This is a genomic window from Salinimicrobium marinum (genome assembly GCF_014651535.1).
Taxonomy (GTDB): Bacteria; Bacteroidota; Bacteroidia; order Flavobacteriales; family Flavobacteriaceae; genus Salinimicrobium; species Salinimicrobium marinum.
This window is the reverse complement of the sequence record NZ_BMXB01000011.1, coordinates 15,656-39,818: the sequence shown is the minus strand read 5'-3', so window position 1 is coordinate 39,818 and position 24,163 is coordinate 15,656. Positions and strand designations below refer to the sequence as shown.

The window sequence follows — 24,163 nt, the reverse complement described above, 5'->3', positions numbered from 1 at the left end:
AACTTGGCAATCAAAATTTATTCGACGGAAACAATGAAGAAAGCATACAGGCTTTTTGCCTTTTTACTTACCCTAAGTACAGTTATTACTGCACAACAAAAAGAAATCACATTAGAAGAAATCTGGGATGGCACCTTTAGGCAGGAGCGTCTTCAATCCCTTCAATCCCTTAACAACGGAACTGAATATGTCGTTCTGAACCGTGACCGGGAGTCAGGGAATTCAACCATAGATGTTTACTCCTACAAAACGGGGGAGAAAACAAATACATTGGTGAATAGCGCTAATTTGCAGGAAGTGGAAAACTTCAGCGGATTTGAATTCAGTGAGAATGAAAACAAGATCATCCTGGCGACAAATTTGGAATCTATTTTCCGTCGTTCCACCCGCGGAATTTATTATGTTTATGATGTGCAGTCAAAATCTGTTCAGAAAATAAGCGAAGATCAGATTCAGGAGCCCACCCTGTCTCCCGGAAATGACAAAGTAGCTTACGTTTTTGAAAATAATATTTATATCAAAGATCTTACCTCTGGAAATGTGACGCAGGTGACCAGTGATGGTAAGAAAAATGAGATCATCAATGGTGTTACAGACTGGGTGTATGAGGAGGAATTCTCTATCGTACGCGCCTTTGACTGGAATAAGACAGGGAATAAGATAGCATTTTTAAAGTTTGATGAATCTGAAGTACCGGAATTTTCCATGGATATCTACGGTCAGGATCTTTATCAAACACAAAACAGGTTTAAATATCCAAAGGCTGGCGAAGCAAATTCAGATGTTTCCCTGCATCTGTACGACGTAGCTTCAGGAGAAACAAATGATGTTCAGCTTGCAGAATATGAATATATTCCGAGGCTGCAGTGGACAAATGAATCCGATGTGCTTAGTGTTCAGACTTTGAACAGACACCAAAACAACCTAAACCTTATTTTTATAAATGCCACCAACCGGGAGGCAAATGTTATCCTGAATGAAGTGGATGAGGCTTATGTGGACGTGACCGATAACCTGACTTTCCTGGATGATAACAGCTTTATCTGGACCAGTGAGCAGGACGGTTGGAACCATATTTATCACTACAATAGATCGGGAAAACTTAAAAACCAGATTACTGAGGGTCAATGGGAAGTAACGAATTACTACGGCTACGATCCTGGCTCCAAAAGGATTTTTTATCAAAGTACAGAAAACGGAAGCATTAACAGGGATGTTTATTCCATTCGTCCAAATGGGAGAAGTAAGCAGCGCCTTACCGAAGGAACCGGAAACAACAGTGCCGATTTTAGTGCCGATTTCACTTATTTCATCAATGCATTTACCAATGCGACTACTCCAACGCAATACACGCTGCACCTGGCGAAAAACGGAAAACTGGTTAGGGAAATAGAAGATAATGCTGCTTTGGCACAACAGGTAGAGGAGTATGGTTTCTCTCCAAAAGAATTTTCTACTATCAATGTTAATGGGAATGACCTGAATATGTGGATGGTCCGGCCATCAGATTTTGATGAGACAAAAGAATATCCATTGTTTATGTTTCAGTATTCCGGTCCAGGATCTCAATCTGTTGCCAATACTTTTTACAATACCAATGATTACTGGTTTCAATTACTTGCGAATGAAGGCTACATTGTCGTTGCTGTAGACCCCAGAGGAACAGGTTTAAAAGGAGCCGATTTTAAAAAAGTAACCCAAAAAGAATTAGGAAAATACGAAGTAGAAGATATAATTCAGTCGGCGAAACAATTAGGAGAACGATCTTACATTGATGCAGACAGAATAGGAATCTGGGGGTGGAGTTACGGAGGCTTTATGTCTTCCAATGCTATTCTAAAAGGTAATGACACTTTTAAAATGGCCATTGCGGTTGCTCCCGTTACCAGCTGGAGATTTTATGATTCTATTTATACCGAAAGATATATGACCACTCCACAGGAGAATCCTTCGGGTTATGATGAGAATTCGCCCATTAATCATGTGGAGAAACTAAAAGGCGCTTACTTGCTGGTTCATGGAACCGGAGATGATAATGTACACGTGCAGAATTCCATGAGGATGATTGAAGCACTGGTACAGGCGAACAAACAATTTGACTGGGCTATTTATCCAGACAAAAACCATGGGATCTACGGCGGAAATACCCGTTTACATCTTTATACCTTAATGACCAATTTCATCAAAGAAAACCTATAAAAATTTAAAAAGAATATAAATGGCAAATACAGCACCAGCACCAGATCAAAAGGAGCTTTTTGGGCATCCGGTAGGTTTATACATTTTATTTTTCACAGAAATGTGGGAGCGATTTTCCTACTATGGAATGCGAGCAATCCTGGTTTTATACCTGGTTAGCGCAACAACCGATGGAAATGCCGGACTTGGCTGGACGCAGGCAGAGGCCCTTGCACTTTATGGATGGTATACCATGCTTGTGTATGTGGTATCTATTCCCGGTGGAATTCTCGCAGATAAAGTCTTTGGCCAGAAAAAAGCAGTCTTAATAGGCGGAATTATACTCGTTCTTGGCCACGGAATTTTAGCGGTGGAGGAAATGTGGGCATTTTATTCGGGGCTCGGATTAATCATTGCCGGGGTAGGATTGTTAAAACCAAATATTTCCACCATGGTAGGTGGTCTTTACAAAGAAGGTGACATTAGAAGAGATAAAGGATTCACGATATTTTATATTGGAATCAACCTTGGAGCTTTTCTTTCCAGTTTAATAGTAGGAACGCTGGGTGAAGTATATGGATGGCATTATGGCTTTGGTTTGGCCGGTATTGCTATGGCACTTGGTCTGCTCGTATATATGTGGGGACAAAAGTACCTGACCAATGTAGGAAACCTGCTTTCTAAAGTAGAAAGGGATGAAGGAGCTTCTTTAGGAAGTTTATTTGCAGATCTTTTCAAATCGCCAGTACAATTAGCTGTTACCCTGGCTTTATTTGCAGGTTCTATTGTGGCTATGTTTACTATGGGGATTGCTTACGGTTTATTATTCATATTCCTGACACTTGTAGTAGCGATGATGATGATGGTGTATAAGGATCTTACAAGTCAGATTATGAAAGACAGATACGTTGTAATGCTGCTTTCATTTTTACTGGTAATAGTATTCTGGGGCGCTTTTGAACAGGCCGGAGGTCTTATGAACATCTATGCACTTGATAAAACGAACAGAAGCATTCCTTTTAACCTTCCGTTTGGGATTGGGAATGAAGTGCCTGCATCCTGGTTTCAATCTTTAAACGCGTTGTTTATTATTCTTTTCGGGGTGATCGTGGCAAACTTCTGGGCCAGGAGAAAACTTAAAGGTAAAGAAGCATCTTCTATCTTTAAAATGGCAACAGGTGTGATCATTATGGGACTTGGATTCGTGTTTATGGTATTTGCCGCGCTTGAATTTGAAGCTCAGGGAGCTTCTGCAATGTACTGGCTGGTATTGGCATACCTGCTTCATACTATTGGGGAATTATGTTCTTCACCGGTAGCATTGTCTTTTATTACGAAACTGGCTCCGGTAAAATATGCTTCCTTGATGATGGGAGTATATTTTGCAGCGACAGGACTTGGTAATAAGGTAGCCGGGGAACTGGGAGCTTTTGCTTCCGAAGCGGGAGACATCGCTATTTTTCTCGGAATTACGATCTTCACTGTGACCTTTGCAGCAATTGTATTATTTATGCTGAAACCTCTTAAGAGACTTACTCACGGGGCCGAAGATAACGAAAGAGAGTTGCCGCAACAGGAGAATTTTGAGCTTGGAGATGAAGAGGTAATAGAAAAAGAAGAAACGCGAAGAAGAAAATAATGGCTACGGCAGTATCACCGGCAGAAAATGACTTTTTTAAGTCGAATGTTTTAGGACATCCCGCAGGTCTTTTTGTACTGTTTTTTACCGAAATGTGGGAACGCTTTTCCTTCTATGGAATGCGCGTGCTTTTGGTTAATTTCCTGACCATGGCCATTGTGGGGGTTGATAATCCCGGCTGGGGATGGTCCATGGAGAACGCTGGAGCATTATTTGGTACGTATGCTGGACTCTTATATCTTACCCCTATCGCAGGTGGACTTATTGCTGATAAATGGATAGGCTATAGGTGGGCAGTAGTTATTGGAGCCGCAATCATGACCCTGGGACATGCTTCCATGGCTCTGGAAACAGAATTTTCCCTTTATTTCGGACTTGCTTTGCTGGTGATTGGGACAGGATTTTTTAAGCCAAATATCACATCTATCATTTCAGAAATGTATGAAGGCAAACCCGATAAAAAAGATGGTGCATATACCATTTTTTATATGGGGGTAAACGCAGGTGCTTTCTTCGGAATGATGCTGTGCGGTTATCTTGCCGAAAGAGTAGGATGGAGCTGGGGATTTGGTCTGGCTGGTATCTTCATGCTTTTTGGTACGCTACAGTTCTGGCTGGCGAAACCCTTGTTTGGAAAAATAGGAGGAGTACCAGATAAAGAAAAAGAGAGAAAAGAAATTCAGCTTGAGGAAAGTAAAGGTATTCCTTCCCACAAGCCGAATCATTTTACATTGCTGGATAAAATATTGGTAGTAGCTACCTCTGTAATTGGATTTATTTATTTAATCAATGATCCGATCAGTCGAATAGCAGATTTAAATTTATTGCCGGTTGTCATGCCATTTGACTTCCAGGGAGAACCATTTTCGGGGCCTCTGGGGATAGCTATTGTAGGACTTGTGTTATTCCTTTTTCTGGTAATTTCCAGAATTTCCAGGTATCCTGCTGTTGTTAGGGACAGGCTCATTGCAGTAGTAATTTTCGCATTTTTTACAGTTTTCTTCTGGATGGCTTTTGAACAGGGAGCTTCCTCATTAATTGTATTTGCGAGAGATTCTGTAGACAGGGAACTTCTGGGGACGTCGGCGATGGTTTTTAATGTGGTGAATGCATTGTTAACCGTAGTGCCTTTGATGGTGATCACGTGGGTTTTATTCCTGCTATGGAAACAAACTTATAGGAGGGTGTTGGGATCAAATATTGTCCTTGCGATCTGTTTTGCTTCTATCTGGGGCATAGTCATTTGGATGCTGGTAAGAGAATTTTCTTCTGAAGCTACAGAGATAACCGTATCATGGTTTAGTATTTTAAACTCCTTCTTTATCATTGTATTTGCATCTTTCTTCTCAAAATGGTGGGAAAGTAAATACAATCCGTCGGCTGCTATGAAATACAGCATCGGATTGATACTTTTAGGTTTTGGTTTTGGATTACTGGCATTTGGATCTAATGATCTTGCAGAAGGAGCGAAAGTAAGCATGATCTGGCTTATACTGGCGTATTTATTTCATACCCTTGGGGAGCTTTGTTTGTCTCCGTTGGGTCTTTCTTATGTTAGTAAATTGGTTCCGGCCAGGATGATCGCGTTTATGTTTGGGATGTGGTATCTGGCTATTGCAATAGGAAATAAACTTGCCGGTTCCTTTGGAGGAATGATTAATGAAGTAACCGAAAAATATGATCTTTCCACTTTCTTTTTAATCTTTACTTTTATTCCTGTGGGAGCCGGAATTCTGGTAGCATTTCTTAATCCATTGCTGAAAAAGTTAATGCACGGCATAAAATAACCTTTTTTTATAGGAAAAATATTTTGGAGGATTTTTCGTTATACATGAAATCCCTGGTTAAAGTTTGGAATCATATTTGAATATAGAGAGAAAACGAAGTTATGCATAAGACCCTGATCTTTTTAACCTTCTTATTTTTTACCGGATTAAATCATGCACAGAAAATCGAATGGATGAGCATGAACGAAGCCCTGGAAGCTCAGAAGAAGGAACCTAAGAAAATTTTTATGGATGCCTATACCACCTGGTGCGGGCCTTGTAAAATGCTTGATAAAAACACATTTTCAAATAAAGATGTGGCTCAATATATCAATGAGAATTATTACCCTGTAAAGTTTAATGCAGAGGGTGATGCTGTGATAGAATATAAGGAGCACACTTTTGAAAATCCTAATTTTGATCCCAATAAAAAGGGAAGGAACAGTCAGCATACTTTTGCGACTGCTATGAAAATTTCCGGATATCCTTCGCTGGCTTTTTTTGACGAAAAAGGGGAGTTACTCAATATGATGCCGGGTTACCGTACTCCAAATCAGTTGGAAGTATTTTTGAAATTGTTTGCTAAGGATGATTACAAGGAAATTACTTCAAATGAAGCCTGGAAAGAATATCAGAAAGAATTCAAAGCTACTTTTAAAAAGTAAATTCCACTTTATGACATAAGCACCGCTGGTGGCGGGGGCATGAAAAGGAATGTTTTCCTTTCGACAGGTTTCTTCCCAGCGTTGTAGGTAGAATCTATAGTTACTGCCATGTGCAATAATGCCTTTAGGCTAAAGGTTTTTAAAATAGCTTTTTGTATTAATTTTCGCAGAGTTGGTGGGGAGCACATAATCTGGCTGCAGATCTTCAACGGAATAAATGGCTGCGGTATCATTAATCAGCATCATGTTTTCTTCTATTGCATAAATATTTGTTTTTCGGTGTCTGAATTTAAAAAAATTGGTTGCAGCAGGACGAACGAGAACACGGCCAGGTAACTCAATTGAAAGCCTACTTCAAAAATGAACTGTGGCCTTACCAGGAGCAGTGCCACCATGGAACATTAAAAGCATATTTTTCACGCTGGTGCGGCGCTTTATCTGCAGTCCTATGGCTACAAAAGAAGACATGTCAACTGCCTATCAGCAAAGAAGGAAAAAGCCCTGCAAGGAGCACAAAAAGCTATAAGAGTGTGATGAGATTTAAAGTTTTGACAGCTCTGCCGTTCTTTCTTCTTTCCAGCGGAGAAAATAAGCGGTTTAGAAGCCATAGGATTAAAAACCGGGCTTTGGTTCTTCGGAAATGAAACCATCATTAACGGCGTGATCTAAATATGAGGTTCCGAAGAAAGAATGTCGGAATAATGTGGGAGATGTAGCTGAGTGGATAATATTCCGGTAAGGAAGAATAGGAGCAGCGTAGTTACTCTGAAGAAAACATCCTGCAAAAAGAGCTTTTTGCTCTCCAAAAAGCTCCTGAGAAATAACCCAAAACCTATTAAAAAGATGCTAAAAAGTGTGGTAAGCTGAAGATGAATGAAAAACCCCTGCGAGAATTCCTGCAATAAAAAATAAGGCAACTTTTATAATGCAGTATTTATAGAATTCATAGTCCAATGATAACCTAGATAAGGACTTATTCCACCCGGCGCGCCATCACAAAATTTTCTCGCCAGTAATTTTCTTCAAGGGAGGAAATAATCACTCCACGGGAAGTGGTAGAGTGGATGAAGTAAATTTGATTTGGATCCCGATCCACTACCAGCCCCACATGATTAATGACCCTTTTCTTTTTGTCGGTTTCAAAAAAAAGAAGATCTCCTACGTTGACTTCTTTTAAATTCAACCGGTAGCCAAGGTGCGACATATCCCTTGAGGTGCGGGGGAATGGAATATCTTCTGCGGTAAAAGCGGTATAGATCAACCCTGAGCAATCCATACCTTTTTTAGTGGTGCCGCCGTATTTGTATTTTGTTCCCACAAATTCCTTTGCATTCTCACTCACCCTTAGCATTACTGGATTATCTGTACTACTCGTGATCGCTCTTTCTGAAGGGTGCATGCTCTTTTTCGAACTTCCGCAGGAAGCGAGGACCAAGAGTGTAACTAGTATTAAAAATAAATTTTTAAGCCTCATTTTTTGAAGTTGCAGAGATGGTTTCAACAATTAATTTTGCTGTTTTTTCACTGGCACCTGTTCCACCAAGTTTCATTTCCAGTTCGTGGTAATCTAAAAACATCTTTTTTCGATGTTCTTCGGAAAGGATTTTGGTCAGTTCGGTTTTTAAATTTTTCTCGTTGAAATCTGCCTGAATCAATTCCTTTACCACTTCCCGATCCATTATCAGGTTCACCAGCGAAATATAATCAAGATTGATGATACGTTTTGCAATTTCATAGGAAATAAAATTTCCTTTATAACAAACCACTTCAGGAACTTTTAATAAGGCGGTTTCCAGGGTTGCTGTGCCTGAGGTTACCAGAGCTGCTGTTGAAAGACTCAGCACATCATACGTCTTGTTCATCACCAGGTGCACATTTTTCTTCTTAATGAAAGGATGGTAAAATTCCGGCTCTTGACTCGGGGCACCGGCAATGATGAATTGATAATCGCTGAAATTTTCGGTTACACTCAGCATGATTTCCAGCATTTTCGAAATTTCCTGCTTCCGGCTTCCCGGAAGAAGTGCGATCACCGGCCGTTCATCAAGATTATTTTCCTTCCGGAATTTTTCGATGTCTATGGCGGGTCTGTTGGCAATGGCATCAATTAAAGGGTGTCCCACAAAATGCACATCAAACTTGTGTTTTAGCTCATAAAATTCTTTCTCGAAAGGCAGGATCACATACATTTGATCGATATCTCGCTGGATATCTTTGATTCTGCTCTCTTTCCAGGCCCAGATTTGGGGGGAGATATAGAAATGAGTTTTATAACCTTTTTTTCTTGCCCATTTGGCAATCCTCAAATTGAACCCCGGATAATCCACAAACAGGATCACATCGGGATTCCAACTGCTGATGTCTTTTTTGCAAAAGGAAATATTTCCGAGAATGGTGCGCAGGTTTAAAATAACTTCAGCAAAACCCATAAAAGCAAGATCCCTGTAGTGTTTAACCGGAGTTCCACCTTCCTGCGCCATCAGGTCACCACCCCAAAACCGGAATTCTGCTTCTGGATCGACCTTTTTGAGAGCTTTCATTAAATTGGACGCGTGTAGGTCGCCAGATGCTTCGCCTGCAATAATGTAATATTTCATTCTAAAATATTTTGAACACAGCAATGACAAGCGCTGCAAAAATAGATGCCATAAGAACGCCTCTTGCCTTGTATATCCTGTCTTTTTTAATAAATAGGAAAAATGGAACAAAATTAAGGATAGCTCCTGCTGCAATTAAAATTCCGAAAAAATCCCCTTTAATTGCTTCGCGGATAGTTTCTTCAATTCCTAAATCTGAAAAGAGGAGGATATACAACAGGATGCCGATGCTGTTTGCCAGTATACCTATAATAAACCCGATAAAAATCTCTTTTTTAATCATTGAACTTCCAGCTATTTAGGTCGCGCATAAAATGATGCGCCGTAAGATCGAATTGTACCGGCACCACAGAAACATAACCTTGAGAAAGTGCATATTCATCACTGTCTTCACCTTCATCTTCACTTACAAATTTACCGGAGAGCCAGTAATAATCCCTTCCCTGCGGATTGGTGCGTTTATCAAATTCTTCTTCCCAGTGAGCGGTAGCCTGCCGGCATACTTTGATGCCTTTTATTTCAGATTCCTTAAGCTTTGGAAGGTTCACATTTAAAACCACGCCTTTTGGAAGTCCGTGTTTAAGAACGTTTTTGGTGATGATCTTTACAAATTTCTTGGTAGGTTCAAAATCGGCGGTAAGGGAATAATCCAGGAGGGAGAAACCTATCGCGGGGATTCCTTCCACACCTGCTTCCACAGCTGCACTCATCGTTCCCGAATAAATTACGTTAATAGAGGAATTTGAGCCGTGGTTAATTCCGCTAACGCAAAGATCGGGTTTTCGGTGCAGGATTTCCTGTGTTGCAATTTTCACACAATCTGCAGGAGTTCCGGAGCAACTGTATTCCTTATGTTTCGTGTTTTCCTTGACCTTTACAGGGTCGCAAAACAAAGTATTGCTTATAGTAATTGCATGTCCCATTCCACTTTGGGGGCTGTCGGGTGCTACCACAACCACATCTCCCAGCTGTTTCATTACTTCAATTAAAGCTCTTATTCCAGGGGCGGTAATACCATCATCATTCGTTACTAAAATCAGCGGTTTCTTCTTCGGCATAAATTGTTTTTTATAGCTGCTAAATTAAATTAATTTCCTGAGGAAACATTAAATTCGTAGTTTAACAAAAAAATTGTTTCATCCATAGCCTTGGCATAGTTTTTAGTGTATTAAAGGTGAATTTAATTATGAAAATATATAACCTAATGAAGAGGAATTCCAAGATATTAGTGCTGGTACTGCTTTTTGCAGTCGCTTCCTGTAGTTTTACCACGAAAACTTTTAATGATCCCAATAAGGATAAGACCCTTATAGAGCTTATAACTTATGTGCTGCAAAACGGGCATTATGATGCGAAGGAAATTGATGATTCTTTCTCCAAAGAAGTTTACAAGGATTATCTGGAAGCACTGGATCCTCTTAAAAGATATTTTTACGCCAGCGATATCGAGGAATTCGAAAAATTTGAAGATCAGATAGATGATCAAATTCTGAATAAGGATATCTCCTTTTTTGATCTTACTCATGAGCGTTTGCAACAACGTATGGCAGAAACAAAAGAGATCTATGAAGGTATTCTTGAAACTCCTTTTGATTTTACTGAAGATGAAGTGCTTGATACCGACTATGATTCCCGGCCTTACGCTAGTTCTAAGGAAGAGATGAGGGAGCGTTGGAAAAAACAATTAAAATTGTCTGCTCTTGGAACGTTCTATGATAAAAAGGAAGAACAGGAAAGAAGACTTGAAGGTGGCATAGAAGGAGATGAGGCTTCTGAAGAAGATGCTGAATGGAGTCCAAAAACCGATGCTGAACTTGAAGCTGAAGCCAGAGAGCTTACCAGAACTTCCCTAGAAGAATATTATGATTTTAATGAAGATCTTGAGAGAAAAGATTGGTTCTCTGTGTATGTAAATGCCATTGTAGAAGAATTTGATCCTCATACTTTTTATTTTGCTCCGCAGGATAAAGACCGATTTGATATGGCTATGTCCGGTAAACTTGAAGGAATCGGAGCGCGTCTTCAAAAGAAGAATGATAATATAAAAATCGTTGAAATCATTTCAGGAGGCCCTGCATGGAGAGGAGATGAAGTAGAAGTAGGTGATGAGATCCTGAAGGTTAAGCAGCAGGACGAAAGGGAACCGGTTAATGTTGGAGGCATGCGTTTAGACGATGCTGTAAGTCTTATAAAAGGCCCAAAAGGGACAAAAGTGACACTTACCGTTAGAAAGGTGGACGGTACGATAGAAGATATTGATATTATTAGAGATGTAGTAGAGTTGGAGGAAACCTATGCCAAGACCTCTATGGTTGAGAAGGAGGGTAGAAAATACGGAATTATTAATCTTCCGAAGTTCTATTTTGATATGGGAGATTATACAGAAAGAAATGCTGCCAGCGATGTTAAGCAGGAGATCATAAGGTTGAAGGAGCAGGATATGGAAGGTCTTGTTCTTGACCTTCGGAATAATGGAGGAGGTTCGTTGAAAACAGTAGTCGATATCGCAGGATTGTTTATCAAAGAAGGCCCTATTGTTCAGGTGAAATCCAAAATGGAAGGTCAGGAAGTTTTAAAAGACACAGATCCTTCGGTATTATGGGATGGTCCGCTTGTGATCCTGGTAAATGAATTATCAGCATCGGCTTCAGAAATTCTTGCCGCTGCAATGCAGGATTATAAAAGAGCCATTGTAATAGGGAGTAAACAAACGTATGGAAAAGGAACTGTGCAGAACGTGATCGATCTTAACAGATGGATTAGAAACAGTGATTTTGGTGATCTTGGTGCTTTAAAAGTAACCACTCAGAAGTTCTATAGAGTGAACGGCGGTTCTACTCAGCTGGAAGGTGTGAAAAGTGATGTTGTGGTGCCAGACAGGTATAGCTATATAGATATAGGAGAAAAAGATCAGGAAAATCCACTGCCTTGGGACCAAATTGAAGCTGCGAATTACAAGGTTTGGGATGATTATGTTGGATTCGAAGAAACTATTAGGAGCAGTAAACAAAGAATGGCCAACAATGAGCAATTAAGACTGATTGATGAAAATGCGAGATGGATCAGGGATCAAAGAGATGAACAGTCATTTCCGTTAAATTTTGAAGCCTACAGTAAAAAGCTTGAACAGGATGAGGAACAGGCCAAGCGTTTTGACCAGATCTCAGATTATAAGTCTGATCTCACTTACAGATCCCTTCCATATGAAGAGGCCTTGTTTGAGACTGATACTGTTCTTGCAGAGAAGAGAGAAAGATGGCATAAAAGCCTTACGGGAGATGTTTATGTAGAAGAAGCGATTCATGTACTGGCAGATATGAAAATGAATAACATTCAGAATTCAAAAATGGCAAAGATCCGGGATTAATCCTGGGTATAGTTTAATAAAAAGCCCCTCTTGCTTGAATGGCAAGAGGGGTTTTATATTGGTGCTTTAATTTAATTTTTTAAGGAAATCTAATACTATATCATATTAATTTCAGACCTTCATGTTGTGAGGCTGATCCATTTAATAGAAAGTCCGAAAGAGGAGACAACAGAACCATTCCCATGTTAGGAATCAACAGCATAAAATTTCTGAAGTAAATGGATTATTTTAGGTAATTTATCTGAGGGCCTTAAGGAAGGCAGAATATTAATTTGCTTACCAGAAAGACATTCTTTCGCTGTCCAGCTTTATAAAAATGAAAAGAAGAATGGTGAAAGCCCATAAACTGGAACCTCCGTAACTAAAAAAAGGTAACGGAATTCCCACGGTAGGCAGTACTCCTATAACCATCCCAATATTTACAAAAAAGTGTATAAAGAGAATCCCTGCTACACTGTAACCGTAAACGCGGTTGAATTGTGATTTCTGCCTTTCGGCCAAATACAGGATCCGGAGCATCAGGAAGGTAAATAAAATGAGAACTACACTACTGCCTACAAAACCCCATTCTTCGCCAACGGTGCTAAAAATATAATCTGTGTGTTGTTCGGGCACAAAGTTTCCTTTGGTCTGTGTTCCCTCTGTCCAGCCTTTACCAAACCAGCTGCCGCTTCCAATGGCTATTTCACTTTGATTGGTATTGTACCCAATTCCACGGCTGTCAACTTCTTTGCCCAGAACGATGTTAAACCGGTCTCTGTGACGCTGTTCAAAGATATTTTCGAATATGTAATCTACCGAAAAAGATAAGGCGATGGCCGTAATTATTATTCCAATATACGCGATCATGCCGGGTTTCTTCTTCTTCTGAAGAAAATAAGCTAGCAGCGCGAGTACTATTACACCGACAGAGATCCACAGAGGTCCAAATAAGAGGGTTAAGACAAACACTACTATGGAAGAGAGCCCTACCACCAGATAAACTCCCGAAAGGCCTTCCCTGTAAAGCGGAAAAAAGAATGCGGAGTAAACTAGGGCGCTTCCTGCATCGGGTTGCGGTAGAATGATCAGGGCTGGCAAAATAATAATTATAAAGGCTTTGAACTGTCCGTTTAAATTTCGGATATCAGTTTGTATGTCACTCACATATTTTGCCAGGGCCAGAGCGGTAGCCACTTTTGCGAATTCTGCCGGTTGAAGGGTAAAGCCGCCAATTTGGTACCAGGAAGTTGCGCCGTTAATGGTTTTTCCGAAGAAAAAGAGGCCTATGATCGAAATGAGCGAGACCACATAAAAAACACTGGCAAAACGTTCATAAAATTTTGCTTCAATTGATAACAGCAAAATTATAAGGAAAATACTCAGGATGATCCATACTAGCTGTTTTCCGTAAACCTGGCTAGTATCAAAAAAAGAGGTGGAAACATCACTAAGGGATGCAGAGTAAATGTTCACCCAGCCTATGGCAACCAGTAAAAGATATAAGGCAATAGAGATCCAGTCAAAATTGGAAATAGATTTCGACATTTTTACTGGTTGATTTTAAAGGGTTCTCCCGAAAGAGGTTTTGCATATTCATCTTCAAGACTGTGAGTAAGGATCCAGTCTTCCATATCGGTGCGGGTGATCTCTCCTTTAAGATATTTTTCGATCATCAATCCTGCAATTCTACCGGCGTAACGACCACCCCAATATCCGTTTTCTACAAACACGGCCAGTGCAATTTTCGGATTTTCAACAGGTGCAAAAGCCACAAAAATAGAATGATCTGTAAGTTGCATCCGTTTACCGTTGATCCTAGTAAAATTCTCTGCAGTTCCGGTTTTTCCGCCTATTTCAATGTCTGGAATTCTTAAAGCAGATGCAGTACCACTTTTATAAACCTGGTGCATTCCTTCTATTACAGGTCCAAAATGCTCGGGTTCTATGGTGGTATAATTTTTTTCTGTGTATTGTTTTTCTTTAATAGGTTTTCCCTCTACTTCCTTCAAAATATGGGGGGTATAATACCAGCCTTTATTGGCAATGATGGCTGTCATGTTAGCCAGCTGTATTGGGGTAGTAAGGATCTCTCCCTGCCCAATGGCATTTGAGATAGTAGCGGTAGAATACCATTTGTAAGTTGGATAATTATAGATCTTGTTATAATATTCTGCCGTAGGTACTTTTCCGGGGCGGCCGGTGGAAAGATCAGATCCCAGATAGTCTCCAAGTCCGAAACTCTTTAGATGATTTGACCAGGCTTCCATTCCTTCCTGCGGAGTAGGATATTTTTCAATGATCCTTCGGTATACATTGGCAAAATAAGCATTACAGGACTGGGCAATTCCTGGTACCATATCCAACGGACTGGCATGTGCATGGCATCCGAGCCTTCTTCCGCGGCCATAGAAATATCCGTGGTTACAGTGGAAACGATCATCTGTATCCACTACTCCTTCCTGAAGGCCTATAAGCGCGTTAATCGTCTTGAATGGAGATCCCGGAGGATATTCTGCCAGTAATCCCCGATCGTACAATGGCTTTGCTATGGAGTCATAATACAGCTCTGTGTAATTTTTTGAACGTTGCCTGCCCACGAGTCTTGCCGGGTCATAACTGGGAGCTGTGATAAGGGCCAGGATTTCCCCTGTAGCCGGTTCTATAGCCACGATTCCACCGCGTTTATTTTCCATCAAAAGTTCTCCATACTTTTGAAGTTCTGCGTCAATGGTAATGGTAAGATCTTTTCCTTTCTTCGGAAGGGTGTCGAAAATTCCATCTTTGTAAGGACCAATGTCTTTGTTGAACCTGTCTTTCTGAATATATTTTACTCCCTTCACCCCGCGGAGTAATTCTTCATAATATCCTTCGATCCCCTGAAGTCCTATCAAATCCCCTGAAAGATAATAAGGGTCTTCATTTACTTTTCTCTGGTTTACTTCAGAAATGAATCCCAGCACATTTGAGCCGTTTTCTGTATGGTAATCCCTAAGCGAGCGCTTCTGAATATAGAAACCTTCATACTTTCTCATTTTTTCCTGCAAATAGGCATACTCGCTCTTGGTGAGCTGAGGTACAACTACCGATGGTAGTCTTGGGGAAAAGATTTTTGCTTTATCCAGTCGTTTTGCAAGATTTTCGGGAGTAATATTTAAAATAGAGCAGAACTCTGTAGTGTCGAAAGGTTTTACATTTCGCGGGATTACCATGACATCATACGAAGGCTGATTGGAAACCAGTAGCTCCCCGTTCCTGTCATAAATAAATCCCCGCTGCGGATAATCATAAACTACTTTTACCGCATTGTTTTCTGATCGGCCCACGAAGGAGGTGTCCATGATCTGGAGATAGAAAACCCGGGCAATAAAAAGTAACCCGGTGGTGATAATAATAATAAATAATAAAATTTTCCTCATTTCGGTTTTCTACTGAATAATGCCAGGCTTAGAAATATTAGTATTACGGAGAATATGCCCGAATACAAAGTTTTCTTTAATAGCAGCAACAAATGTGCAAAACTGAAGATCTCCAGTGAAAATAATATTAGGTGATGCACAAAAACTATGATAGCAATATAGCTTATCCTTGAACCTAACGGGGTGCTTGAAAACTTTATTGTCTGATAGTCGTAACTCACTCCAAAAGAAAACCTGAGAATTGCGGGTCTAATGTATGCTACCACCAGGCATGCCGCAGCATTTATTCCCCCGCTGTCCTCAAAAAGATCCACACCCAGACCTAATAAAAAACTAAGGAACAGGAGTAAGGTCTGGCTGGCATTGAATGGAAACAATAGGATAAATAATAAGTACAGGTAGGGATTAACATATCCCAGGAAGTTTATGTTATTTAGTAGTAATACCTGGAGCAGGATCAGGAATATGAATCGCAGTGTATTTGAAATGACTACATTATTCATCGTTCGTGGTATTTTCCAGTTCTCTGATCTCTTCTTTCTTGTTGTGGTTAATTACATATACATAACCAATGTTGGTCATGTCATTAAACAATCTAACATTGATATTATAATAACTCTGGTTGGGGTTAAGCGAAAATTCCTCAATGGTTCCAATAGGAATTCCTTTGGGAAAAATTAAAGATCGTCCTCCCGTCATAATGGTATCTCCTTCTGCTACGCGAGCCTGACTGGGTACATCGGTTAGCTGCGCAATGTTGGGATCTTCTCCATTCCAGACCAAAGATCCGAAATGGTTTGATTTCTTCAGCTGGGCATTGATTCGGGAATTTGAATTAAGAATGGAGATCACAGTAGCATAATTTCTGGAAACATTTTCCACGATACCTACGATTCCCTGACTGGTCACTACTCCCATATCCTTTGATATGCCTGCTTTCCTTCCTTTGTCCAGAGTAAGGTAGTTGTCTATTCTTGCGTAATTGTTATTAATGACTGCCGCTGTTCTATAGGTGTAGGTTTCATTATACAACGAATCCGAAATCTTCAATATATCCATTGTGTTGAGCGTATCATCCAGATTTGCCATTTTGGCCCGTAACTGTTTGTTCTCTTCCAGTAGTCTTTGATTATATTCTTCCAGATGAAAATAGGAATTGATATCACTCGTCCAGCTGTAAATTCCTCCTGTTAAGAAGTTAGCAGAACTTATGAATTTGGATTTCTGGTAGGAGTGGGATTGTATGGTTAAAAATATGGAAAACACGAGCAGCAATAAGAAAATGATCGTATTCTTATTACGGATAAGAAAATTAAAAATTTGCTGCATAAAATTCCTCCTACTTTATCAGGATGCCTTTGTAACGATTTAAAGTCTTCAGGCAAATTCCTGTTCCACGTACTACAGCCCTTAACGGGTCTTCTGCGATATAAACGGGAAGATCTGTTTTTTGTGATAAACGTTTGTCCAGCCCACGAAGCATAGATCCACCACCCGCAAGGTAAATTCCGGTATTGTAGATATCTGCTGCCAGTTCCGGCGGGGTTTGAGACAGGGTTTCCATCACCGCGTCTTCAATTCGTAAAATAGATTTGTCCAGAGCCTTGGCTATTTCCCGGTAGGAAATATTTACCTGCTTTGGTTTTCCTGTCAAAAGATCCCGACCCTGAACGCTCATTTCGTCTGGCGGAACTTCCAGGTCTTCGGTTGCAGCACCAATCTGGATCTTAATTTTTTCCGCAGTACGCTCCCCTACGTAAAGGTTGTGCTGCGTACGCATATAATATACAATATCGTTGGTGAAAACATCACCGGCAATTTTGATCGATTTGTCACACACAATACCCCCAAGGGCGATCACGGCAATTTCGGTAGTACCACCACCTATATCCACGATCATGTTTCCTTTAGGCTGCATGATATCAACTCCAATTCCAATAGCCGCAGCCATAGGTTCGTGGATAAGATATACTTCTTTACCATTTACGCGTTCTGCACTTTCCTTTACCGCACGCATCTCCACTTCTGTAATTCCAGAAGGGATACAAATCACCATCCGAAGCGCAGGAGTGAACATTTTCTTTTTAAGTGCAGGGATCTCTTTAATGAACATCGTGAGCATCTTCTCACTGGCATCAAAATCGGCTATAACTCCGTCTTTTAAGGGACGTATGGTTTTAATGTTTTCGTGTGTTTTTCCCTGCATCATAGCCGCTTCCTTTCCTACGGCGATAATTTTGCCTGTAGTGCGGTGCCTGGCAACAATAGAAGGGCTGTCAACCACTACTTTGTCATTGTGGATGATAAGGGTGTTTGCAGTACCCAGATCTATAGCTATTTCTTCAGTGAGAAAATCAAAAAATCCCATAGTAAATCAATTGGTGTGAAGTTTGGTAAATGTAGTAAAATTAATGTTTAAAATGTCTTGTTCCCGTCATCACCATTGCAATATTATTTGCATTACAATAGTCAATACTCAACTGGTCTTTTATTGAACCTCCTGGTTGGATAACAGCCGAAATTCCGGCATTTCCGGCAATTTCTACACAGTCTGGGAATGGGAAAAAGGCGTCACTCGCCATTACAGCTCCCGACAGGTCGAAATTAAAAGCCTTTGCTTTCACAATGCTTTGATTTAAAGCATCTACTCTCGAGGTTTGTCCTGTCCCGCTGGCACATAACTGCCTGTTCTTAACCAGTACAATCGTATTCGATTTTGTGTGCTTACAGATTTTGGAAGCAAACAACAGGTCAGATAACTCCTGTGAAGTAGGTTTATTGTTGGTCGCCGTTGTTAAATCTTGCTTAGAATCTGTTTTTAGATCTTTATCCTGAACCAAAACTCCGTTGAGGCAGGTTCTTACCTGTTTCTTCGGAAGTGCTGTTTCTTTCTGAATTAAAATGATTCTGTTTTTCTTTCCTTTTAGGGTTTCCAGTGCTTCATCAGAATAAGCAGGAGCGATCACTACCTCACAGAACAAATCGTGGATCTGTTCAGCAGTAGCTTTATCAATCTCGGTATTGCTTATCAATATTCCGCCGAAAGCAGAAACAGGATCCCCTGCCAAAGCATCGGCATAAGCCTGAGCAAGAGTTTCCCTTTGTGCGAGTCCGCAGGCATTGTTGTGCTTTAAAATGGCAAAAGTAGGAGCCTCTCCTTTGAATTCATCCATCAGGTTAACCGCAGCATCCACATCTAAAAGATTGTTATATGATAATTCTTTTCCATGCAGCTTGTCGAACATCTCGTCGAAATTTCCGAAGAAATATCCTTTTTGATGAGGGTTTTCACCGTAACGCAATTCTTTTCCGGTAGTAATGCTTTCCTTGTAAACTACTTCTTCCTCATTTTTATTGAAGTAATTAAAGATGGCGGTATCGTAATGCGAAGAAACGCCAAACGCTTTTGCTGCAAATCGTTTTCGGTCTTCCAGGCTGGTTGCTCCTTTACCTTCGGAAATAAGCTCCAGGAATTCTGAATAATCTTCTACAGAAGAAACACACAATACATCCTCAAAATTCTTTGCAGCAGCACGGATCAGAGAAATCCCGCCAATATCTATTTTTTCAATAATATCCTGATCTGAAGCACCCGAAGCTACTGTCTTTTCAAAAGGATATAAATCTACGATCACAATATCTATTTGTGGTATTTCATACTCCTGAAGTTCGGCAACATCATTTTCATTGCTCTGCCTGTTCAAAATTCCTCCAAAAACTTTAGGGTGAAGTGTTTTAACCCGCCCGCCAAGAATAGAGGGGTAAGAAGTGATATCTTCAACAGGAATTACAGAAACTCCCTGTTCTTTGATAAATTTTTCGGTTCCACCGGTTGAGTAAATGGTGATTCCCAGTTCATTAAGTTTTTTGACGATTGGGGCTAACCCCTCTTTACTGAAAACGGAAATTAACGCAGATTTTGCCGATTTTAAAGTGCTCATTGTGTTGGTTTTGTTAAGGTTGCAAAAGTAATTATTTCAGTCATAAATATTAAAGCCTGCCGCTTTTATTTAAAAGAAATTTTGTAACGAATGAGACAAGAAAACGTCTTATCCTTAAATGATTGAAAAATATAGCATTGCTTCACTATGTTGATATATTTAAGGGTACTTAAAGAGAGCTTTTTCTTTGCGATTAACGCTCTGGTAAATAATAAATTAAGAACCATTCTTTCTCTGCTTGGGGTAACGATTGGGATTTTTTCCATTATTGCGGTACTGGCTGCGGTAGATTCACTGGAGAGGGAAATTAAAGGCAGCCTTAGCTCTCTTGACAATAGTACCATGATCATAATGAGGTTTTCTTTTGGGCCGACAGAAATCCCTCAATGGAAAAGAGAACAATTTCCCGATGTTTCTTATGAGGAATACGAATATTTAAGCCGCACAATGCCCGATCTTGAAGCAGCTTCTTTTTCCTTAAATGTCCCTTCGGAATCCATTACTTATGAGGGACGATCTGCCAGTAATGTTGGAATTGGTGCAGTAAGTCACGAATATTATAATATTGAGGCCCTGCAACTTGAGGAAGGTAGATTTTATAATGAAGCAGAAGATGTAAGTGGTGCCCCGGTATTAGTGCTGGGGCATGATGTAGCAGAAAATCTCTTTGAGGGCAGCGATCCTTTGGGAAAAAGGGTGCGGCTCTACGGAAGAAAATTCACCGTGATAGGTGTTTTGGAAAAGCAGGGAGGAAGTATGTTTGGAGGAAGTCATGATACCAACGTTTTTTTACCGGTAAATGTGGTTCGCCGGATTTACGGAAGTAACAACAGATCCTCTTTTCCTCAAATAATTATTAAGCCTGAAGATGATGTGGACAACGCAGAATTTATGGCAATTCTTACCCAGCAGTTGCGTAATTTTCGTGGATTGCGACCCGACGACGTGAATAATTTCTTTGTGAATCAGTTACAGGGATTTGCCGATTTTATCGATAATATTACCGGACAAATGAATCTCATCGGACTGGTCATTAGTGGATTCTCCCTGCTCGTGGGTGGCTTCGGAATTGCAAATATCATGTTCGTTAGTGTAAAAGAACGAACGAACCTTATCGGAATTCAAAAATCCCTGGGGGCGAAAAATAAATTTATTCTGTTTCAGTTTTTGTTTGAAGCTATTATTCTTGCCGTCATAGGCGGGCTTATCGGACTTTTTTTGGTGTGGGTGATCGCACAACTGGCATCTCAATTTACGGGGGATTTTGACTTCGTGCTTTCTCCGTGGAATATGTTTATAGGAACAGCCGTTTCGGCAGTGATTGGACTTATATCAGGAATTGTTCCTGCGATTTCGGCATCCAAGCTGGATCCGGTGGAAGCTATCAGGACGGGGATGTAAAAACCCACTGACTCCCCTTTCCTTCGCACTTCTCCCCTTGAATAAAGAGGAGAAGCAAAATTCAGCAGGAAGAGAAGCTAAGTATTTTTAATTACTTTGTATTGCATAATACCTTTTTATGCATATATTCGTGAAAGAAGTTTTTAAAATTCATCAATCAAAAACATCATCATGAAAAAAATTATCTTTTGCAATTTATTTCTAATCGCTTTTAGTTTATCTGCCCAGGATATTGATATGGCTAAAATGGACAGTCTTTTTGCTGTTGTTGAAGAAAACCAGAAAGGAATGGGAAGTGTCACGATTTCGAAGTACGGGGAAATAATTTACCAAAATTCCATCGGGTTCAGCGATCTGGATAACCAGGTTCGAAATACGGAAAATACGAAATTCAGGATAGGTTCTATTTCCAAAACCTTTACGGCAGCTGTAATAATGCAGCTGGTGGAGGAAGGGAAATTACAACTGGATACAAAACTGGCAGAATTCTTTCCTGATATTCCCAATGCTTTCGAAATTACTGTAGAAGACCTACTAAGGCATCAGAGTGGGCTGTTCAACTTCACAAACAAGAAAGAGTATCTTGAATATCTGGAAGAATCAAAGACAAAGGAAGAGTTGTTGGAAATTTTCATAGCAAATGGGACAGTTTCTAAACCAGGAGAGAAAAACGAATATTCCAATACCAATTATGTACTGCTGAGTTTCATTGCAGAAGATGTTGATAGTTCTTCATTGAAAGACATCCTCGAGAAGAGAATAGTAGCACCGTTACAGCTGCAGAACACCTACTTTGGCGGAAAAATAAATACAGCAAATTCGGAAGCTTTTTCATATAGAAAAAAGGGAAAGTGGATTCCGACGAGTGAAACAGATACCAGTATCCCAATGGGTGCGGGAGGAGTGGTTTCGACTCCTTCAGATTTAACGACGTTTTTTACGGCACTATTCAGTGGAGAAGTGGTAAAACCTGAGATGCTGGAGGAAATGAAAGCCATGCCCAACAAATTTGGAATTGGGTTATTCAGTTATCCTTTCGCTGATAAAATATTTTATGGTCATGATGGAGGAATTGACGGGTTCTCATCTATCGCGATATATAATCCTGAAGACGGGCTTTCCGTAGCATATCTTTCGAATGCCGGGGAGTTTTCGATAAATGATATGTTGCGTGGGGTGCTGAGTATATATTATGAGGAAAATTATGATATTCCGGAATTTGCTACTACCATTGATATTCCTGCAGAAGAGCTCGAGAAATTTACCGGGACCTACAGCAGTGAAGGATTTCCACTAAAATTGAGCATTTTTGCTGAAGAGGGTGTATTGATGGGACAGGGATCCGGCCAACCTCCTTTTCCCCTGGAAGCATATGCACAAAATAAATTTCAATATGCTCCTGCCGATTTAAAACTTGAATTTTTTGTCGAAGAGGATAAGGTTATTGTTCTTCAGGCAGGAAATTCCACCGAGTTGACCAGGGAAGTAGAATAGTTGAAAAATACCCACTCAAAAATGCTTTTTTGATTGGGTATTTTTTGCCTCCTTTCAGCTTTTCAAAAATTTCAAACTTTGGAAAAATTTGTTGGAAGGATCTCCGCTACTTTTTCGTTTACAAATTCCAGAAATGCTTCATCCTCTAATGTAAAAGGATCGGGAGTGTGGGAATCGATATCTATTTGACCAATGTTTTCCCCGTCTTTGAAAAGTGGTACTACGATTTCAGCTTTTACATCAATACTACAGGCAATATAGTTGTCCTGTGCCTTAACATCGGGCACTACAAAGTTTTTATTTGAAACAGCAACCTGCCCGCAGATCCCTTTTCCGAAGGGAATAATAGTGTGATCTGTAGGTTCTCCTGCAAAAGAATGCAGCTTTAATTCGTTTTTGTCTCCGTTCTTAAAATAAAATCCTACCCAATTGTAATAAGGGATTTCAGATTTCAAATTTGCACATATCTGGGTCAATTTTTCTTCTACAGAAGCATTTTCCTGGTGCAGGATCTCTTCCACAAGAGGTTTTAAATTTTCAAATGACATAGTTCATATTTTAGTTACAAAAGTATTTAAAAAAAATGCGAAGTTTCGCTTCTAAATTTCAATACTTTTGTCTTAAATCAGTTACCTGCTTTGCTGCAACTTTTCAAAAAATACCGTACAGTCCTTAAATTTCTTGTTACTTTTTTGGGAAGCTATGTCATTTTTTCTGCGCTGTATAACTGGTATTTGCATTCTTTTAGCACTTCAACTTATTACCCAGATTTTTTTACACACCTGGTGGCACTTCAAAGCAGGGCAGTAATTTCTGCTTTTGGATATGAGGTGGTCGTCACTCCTGCGCTCAACTTTCCTTCCATGGATTTGTTCCTGAATGAAAACTTTGTTGCCAGGATCATTGAAGGCTGTAATTCTATAAGTATTATCATTCTTTTCGTTTCTTTTATGCTCGCTTTCTTCGGAAAATTAAAAAGCACACTGTTTTATATTTTGGCAGGTATCGTTATTGTTTATATAATGAACATCGTGCGGATAGTTGTTCTTTCTATTGGAATTTATGAACTGCCCCAGTTTGCGCATTTTCTCCATCAGGTGGTGTTTCCGTTAATTATTTACGGAACCGTGTTTGTTCTATGGATTCTATGGATAAGGATCTACTCAAAACAGATGCGGGAATGAAAAAAATGTGGAAAATACCTGGTTTGGTCGTGCTACTTATACTTCTGGTATTGGTAAGGATGATGGAGGAAACATTTTTTTACGATCCATTCATGTATTTTTTTCAGGGTTGTAGGAGCGAAAATCCCGAAGTTTTCCCGGGGTATTGGTACTTTAATGTCGCTTTGAGGTTTCTCGTAAACACAGTAATTTCCCTTGTCATAATTTATGTGGTTTTTCAGAATATGGCCTCTGTGAAATTTTCGGCACTGTTGTATCTTATTCTGTTTGTCATCCTGTTTCCGTTGTTCATTTACCTGATGGAGCATGTTCAAAAAGACGATTACCTGGCGGTATTTTACGTGCGTAGGTTTCTTGTACAGCCTGTTTTGATCCTGCTGTTACTGCCCGCACTTTATTACCAGCGTTTAAAAGAAAAAAGAGTCCGATCTAAAGGTGATTTTTAAAAAAAAAATGTGCACTTGCTTTCTCAGATTTTCAGGAAAACTGATGGTCAAAAAAATAGTATTTTTTCAAGTCAATAAGTTTTAAAT

General features: G+C 39.9%; 21 protein-coding genes. 10 read left to right on the top strand and 11 right to left on the bottom strand.

The genetic code is table 11. The annotated features are described in order from the left end of the window. Positions 1 to 33: 33 nt before the first annotated feature. From IE056_RS12755 to IE056_RS12740, 4 genes are all read left to right on the top strand, one after another. Entirely contained in the window at positions 34 to 2,199 is a 2,166-nt protein-coding gene (locus IE056_RS12755; RefSeq protein ID WP_189605104.1) for a S9 family peptidase, read from the top strand. 19 nt (positions 2,200 to 2,218) lie between these two features. After that, a complete protein-coding gene (locus tag IE056_RS12750) occupies positions 2,219 to 3,817 on the top strand; it encodes a peptide MFS transporter (protein ID WP_189605103.1) in 1,599 nt (532 codons plus the stop codon). Beyond that, the gene (locus IE056_RS12745; protein WP_189605102.1) at positions 3,817 to 5,604 is read left to right on the top strand and encodes a peptide MFS transporter; all 1,788 of its coding nucleotides are present in this window, start codon (positions 3,817 to 3,819) and stop codon (positions 5,602 to 5,604) included. Before IE056_RS12750 ends, IE056_RS12745 begins: the two co-directional genes overlap by 1 nt. Positions 5,605 to 5,705: 101 nt before the next feature. Then, on the top strand, positions 5,706 to 6,248 hold the full coding sequence (locus IE056_RS12740; RefSeq protein ID WP_189605101.1) for a thioredoxin family protein: 543 nt from the start codon (positions 5,706 to 5,708) through the stop codon (positions 6,246 to 6,248). Here IE056_RS12740 and IE056_RS18855 read toward each other — a convergent pair. The 4 genes from IE056_RS18855 to lpxB form a co-directional block, all read right to left on the bottom strand. Next, entirely contained in the window at positions 6,192 to 6,365 is a 174-nt protein-coding gene (locus IE056_RS18855; protein WP_505973598.1) for a hypothetical protein, read from the bottom strand. The genes IE056_RS12740 and IE056_RS18855 overlap by 57 nt on opposite strands. Positions 6,366 to 6,502: 137 nt before the next feature. Next, positions 6,503 to 6,643, bottom strand: a complete 141-nt coding sequence (locus IE056_RS18805) for a ComEC/Rec2 family competence protein (RefSeq protein ID WP_189605100.1) — start codon at positions 6,641 to 6,643, stop codon at positions 6,503 to 6,505. Positions 6,644 to 7,221: 578 nt separating this feature from the next. Beyond that, positions 7,222 to 7,722, bottom strand: a complete 501-nt coding sequence (locus IE056_RS12730; RefSeq protein ID WP_189605099.1) for a C40 family peptidase — start codon at positions 7,720 to 7,722, stop codon at positions 7,222 to 7,224. Beyond that, positions 7,712 to 8,845, bottom strand: coding sequence for a lipid-A-disaccharide synthase (gene lpxB / locus IE056_RS12725; RefSeq protein WP_189605098.1), 1,134 nt, complete (start codon positions 8,843 to 8,845; stop codon positions 7,712 to 7,714). The genes IE056_RS12730 and lpxB overlap by 11 nt, the downstream gene beginning before the upstream one ends. A gap of 23 nt (positions 8,846 to 8,868) precedes the next feature. Between lpxB and IE056_RS18710 the strand changes: the two genes are divergently transcribed. Then, entirely contained in the window at positions 8,869 to 9,147 is a 279-nt protein-coding gene (locus IE056_RS18710; RefSeq protein WP_189605097.1) for a hypothetical protein, read from the top strand. Here IE056_RS18710 and surE read toward each other — a convergent pair. Beyond that, positions 9,121 to 9,903 carry a 5'/3'-nucleotidase SurE gene (gene surE, locus IE056_RS12715; RefSeq protein ID WP_189605096.1) on the bottom strand — a complete coding sequence of 261 codons (783 nt, stop codon included), beginning with the start codon at positions 9,901 to 9,903 and terminating at the stop codon, positions 9,121 to 9,123. The two genes, IE056_RS18710 and surE, sit on opposite strands and share 27 nt — an antisense overlap. A 146-nt stretch (positions 9,904 to 10,049) precedes the next feature. Here surE and IE056_RS12710 point away from each other — a divergent pair, with 146 nt between their 5' ends. Then, complete coding sequence (locus IE056_RS12710) at positions 10,050 to 12,212, top strand: carboxy terminal-processing peptidase (RefSeq protein ID WP_189605186.1); 2,163 nt, start codon at positions 10,050 to 10,052, stop codon at positions 12,210 to 12,212. Positions 12,213 to 12,488: 276 nt separating this feature from the next. Here IE056_RS12710 and rodA read toward each other — a convergent pair whose 3' ends face one another. The 5 genes from rodA to purH form a co-directional block, all read right to left on the bottom strand. Next, the gene (gene rodA / locus IE056_RS12705) at positions 12,489 to 13,739 is read right to left on the bottom strand and encodes a rod shape-determining protein RodA (protein WP_189605095.1); all 1,251 of its coding nucleotides are present in this window, start codon (positions 13,737 to 13,739) and stop codon (positions 12,489 to 12,491) included. Between the two features lie 2 nt (positions 13,740 to 13,741). Beyond that, positions 13,742 to 15,610, bottom strand: a complete 1,869-nt coding sequence (gene mrdA, locus IE056_RS12700; RefSeq protein ID WP_189605094.1) for a penicillin-binding protein 2 — start codon at positions 15,608 to 15,610, stop codon at positions 13,742 to 13,744. Positions 15,611 to 16,105: 495 nt separating this feature from the next. Beyond that, positions 16,106 to 16,939 carry a rod shape-determining protein MreC gene (mreC, locus tag IE056_RS12695; RefSeq protein WP_189605093.1) on the bottom strand — a complete coding sequence of 278 codons (834 nt, stop codon included), beginning with the start codon at positions 16,937 to 16,939 and terminating at the stop codon, positions 16,106 to 16,108. Between the two features lie 10 nt (positions 16,940 to 16,949). Further along, positions 16,950 to 17,978 carry a rod shape-determining protein gene (locus tag IE056_RS12690; RefSeq protein WP_189605092.1) on the bottom strand — a complete coding sequence of 343 codons (1,029 nt, stop codon included), beginning with the start codon at positions 17,976 to 17,978 and terminating at the stop codon, positions 16,950 to 16,952. 40 nt (positions 17,979 to 18,018) lie between these two features. Next, positions 18,019 to 19,551, bottom strand: coding sequence for a bifunctional phosphoribosylaminoimidazolecarboxamide formyltransferase/IMP cyclohydrolase (purH, locus tag IE056_RS12685; RefSeq protein ID WP_189605091.1), 1,533 nt, complete (start codon positions 19,549 to 19,551; stop codon positions 18,019 to 18,021). A 147-nt stretch (positions 19,552 to 19,698) separates the two neighbouring features. On the opposite strand from purH, the gene IE056_RS12680 reads away from it, so the two are divergent. Both IE056_RS12680 and IE056_RS12675 read left to right on the top strand, forming a co-directional pair. Next, positions 19,699 to 20,952: an ABC transporter permease gene (locus IE056_RS12680; RefSeq protein ID WP_189605090.1), complete on the top strand. Its 1,254-nt coding sequence runs from the start codon at positions 19,699 to 19,701 to the stop codon at positions 20,950 to 20,952. Positions 20,953 to 21,123: 171 nt separating this feature from the next. Next, complete coding sequence (locus IE056_RS12675; protein WP_189605089.1) at positions 21,124 to 22,446, top strand: serine hydrolase domain-containing protein; 1,323 nt, start codon at positions 21,124 to 21,126, stop codon at positions 22,444 to 22,446. A 71-nt stretch (positions 22,447 to 22,517) separates the two neighbouring features. Here IE056_RS12675 and IE056_RS12670 read toward each other — a convergent pair whose 3' ends face one another. Continuing rightward, positions 22,518 to 22,994 carry an XrtF-associated fRMsr-like GAF protein gene (locus IE056_RS12670; protein WP_189605088.1) on the bottom strand — a complete coding sequence of 159 codons (477 nt, stop codon included), beginning with the start codon at positions 22,992 to 22,994 and terminating at the stop codon, positions 22,518 to 22,520. Between the two features lie 90 nt (positions 22,995 to 23,084). Here IE056_RS12670 and xrtF point away from each other — a divergent pair, with 90 nt between their 5' ends. Together xrtF and IE056_RS12660 are read left to right on the top strand one after the other, a co-directional pair. After that, the gene (gene xrtF, locus IE056_RS12665) at positions 23,085 to 23,630 is read left to right on the top strand and encodes an exosortase family protein XrtF (RefSeq protein ID WP_189605087.1); all 546 of its coding nucleotides are present in this window, start codon (positions 23,085 to 23,087) and stop codon (positions 23,628 to 23,630) included. Continuing rightward, on the top strand, positions 23,627 to 24,076 hold the full coding sequence (locus tag IE056_RS12660; RefSeq protein WP_189605086.1) for an exosortase F system-associated membrane protein: 450 nt from the start codon (positions 23,627 to 23,629) through the stop codon (positions 24,074 to 24,076). The genes xrtF and IE056_RS12660 overlap by 4 nt, the downstream gene beginning before the upstream one ends. Positions 24,077 to 24,163 lie beyond the last annotated feature (87 nt).

Excerpts from the sequence above, each read along its gene's own strand:
- mrdA (WP_189605094.1), bottom strand. The coding sequence starts at position 15,610 with ATGAGGAAAATTTTATTATTTATTATTATTATCACCACCGGGTTACTT.
- IE056_RS12675 (WP_189605089.1), top strand. The coding sequence starts at position 21,124 with ATGAAAAAAATTATCTTTTGCAATTTATTTCTAATCGCTTTTAGTTTA.
- surE (WP_189605096.1), bottom strand. The coding sequence starts at position 9,903 with ATGCCGAAGAAGAAACCGCTGATTTTAGTAACGAATGATGATGGTATT.
- rodA (WP_189605095.1), bottom strand. The coding sequence starts at position 13,739 with ATGTCGAAATCTATTTCCAATTTTGACTGGATCTCTATTGCCTTATAT.
- IE056_RS12740 (WP_189605101.1), top strand. The coding sequence starts at position 5,706 with ATGCATAAGACCCTGATCTTTTTAACCTTCTTATTTTTTACCGGATTA.
- IE056_RS12690 (WP_189605092.1), bottom strand. The coding sequence starts at position 17,978 with ATGGGATTTTTTGATTTTCTCACTGAAGAAATAGCTATAGATCTGGGT.
- IE056_RS12680 (WP_189605090.1), top strand. The coding sequence starts at position 19,699 with ATGTTGATATATTTAAGGGTACTTAAAGAGAGCTTTTTCTTTGCGATT.
- IE056_RS18710 (WP_189605097.1), top strand. The coding sequence starts at position 8,869 with ATGACAAGCGCTGCAAAAATAGATGCCATAAGAACGCCTCTTGCCTTG.
- IE056_RS12670 (WP_189605088.1), bottom strand. The coding sequence starts at position 22,994 with ATGTCATTTGAAAATTTAAAACCTCTTGTGGAAGAGATCCTGCACCAG.
- IE056_RS12660 (WP_189605086.1), top strand. The coding sequence starts at position 23,627 with ATGAAAAAAATGTGGAAAATACCTGGTTTGGTCGTGCTACTTATACTT.
- purH (WP_189605091.1), bottom strand. The coding sequence starts at position 19,551 with ATGAGCACTTTAAAATCGGCAAAATCTGCGTTAATTTCCGTTTTCAGT.
- IE056_RS12710 (WP_189605186.1), top strand. The coding sequence starts at position 10,050 with ATGAAGAGGAATTCCAAGATATTAGTGCTGGTACTGCTTTTTGCAGTC.
- mreC (WP_189605093.1), bottom strand. The coding sequence starts at position 16,939 with ATGCAGCAAATTTTTAATTTTCTTATCCGTAATAAGAATACGATCATT.
- IE056_RS12755 (WP_189605104.1), top strand. The coding sequence starts at position 34 with ATGAAGAAAGCATACAGGCTTTTTGCCTTTTTACTTACCCTAAGTACA.
- IE056_RS12730 (WP_189605099.1), bottom strand. The coding sequence starts at position 7,722 with ATGAGGCTTAAAAATTTATTTTTAATACTAGTTACACTCTTGGTCCTC.
- IE056_RS12745 (WP_189605102.1), top strand. The coding sequence starts at position 3,817 with ATGGCTACGGCAGTATCACCGGCAGAAAATGACTTTTTTAAGTCGAAT.
- IE056_RS18805 (WP_189605100.1), bottom strand. The coding sequence starts at position 6,643 with ATGGTGGCACTGCTCCTGGTAAGGCCACAGTTCATTTTTGAAGTAGGC.
- IE056_RS12750 (WP_189605103.1), top strand. The coding sequence starts at position 2,219 with ATGGCAAATACAGCACCAGCACCAGATCAAAAGGAGCTTTTTGGGCAT.
- lpxB (WP_189605098.1), bottom strand. The coding sequence starts at position 8,845 with ATGAAATATTACATTATTGCAGGCGAAGCATCTGGCGACCTACACGCG.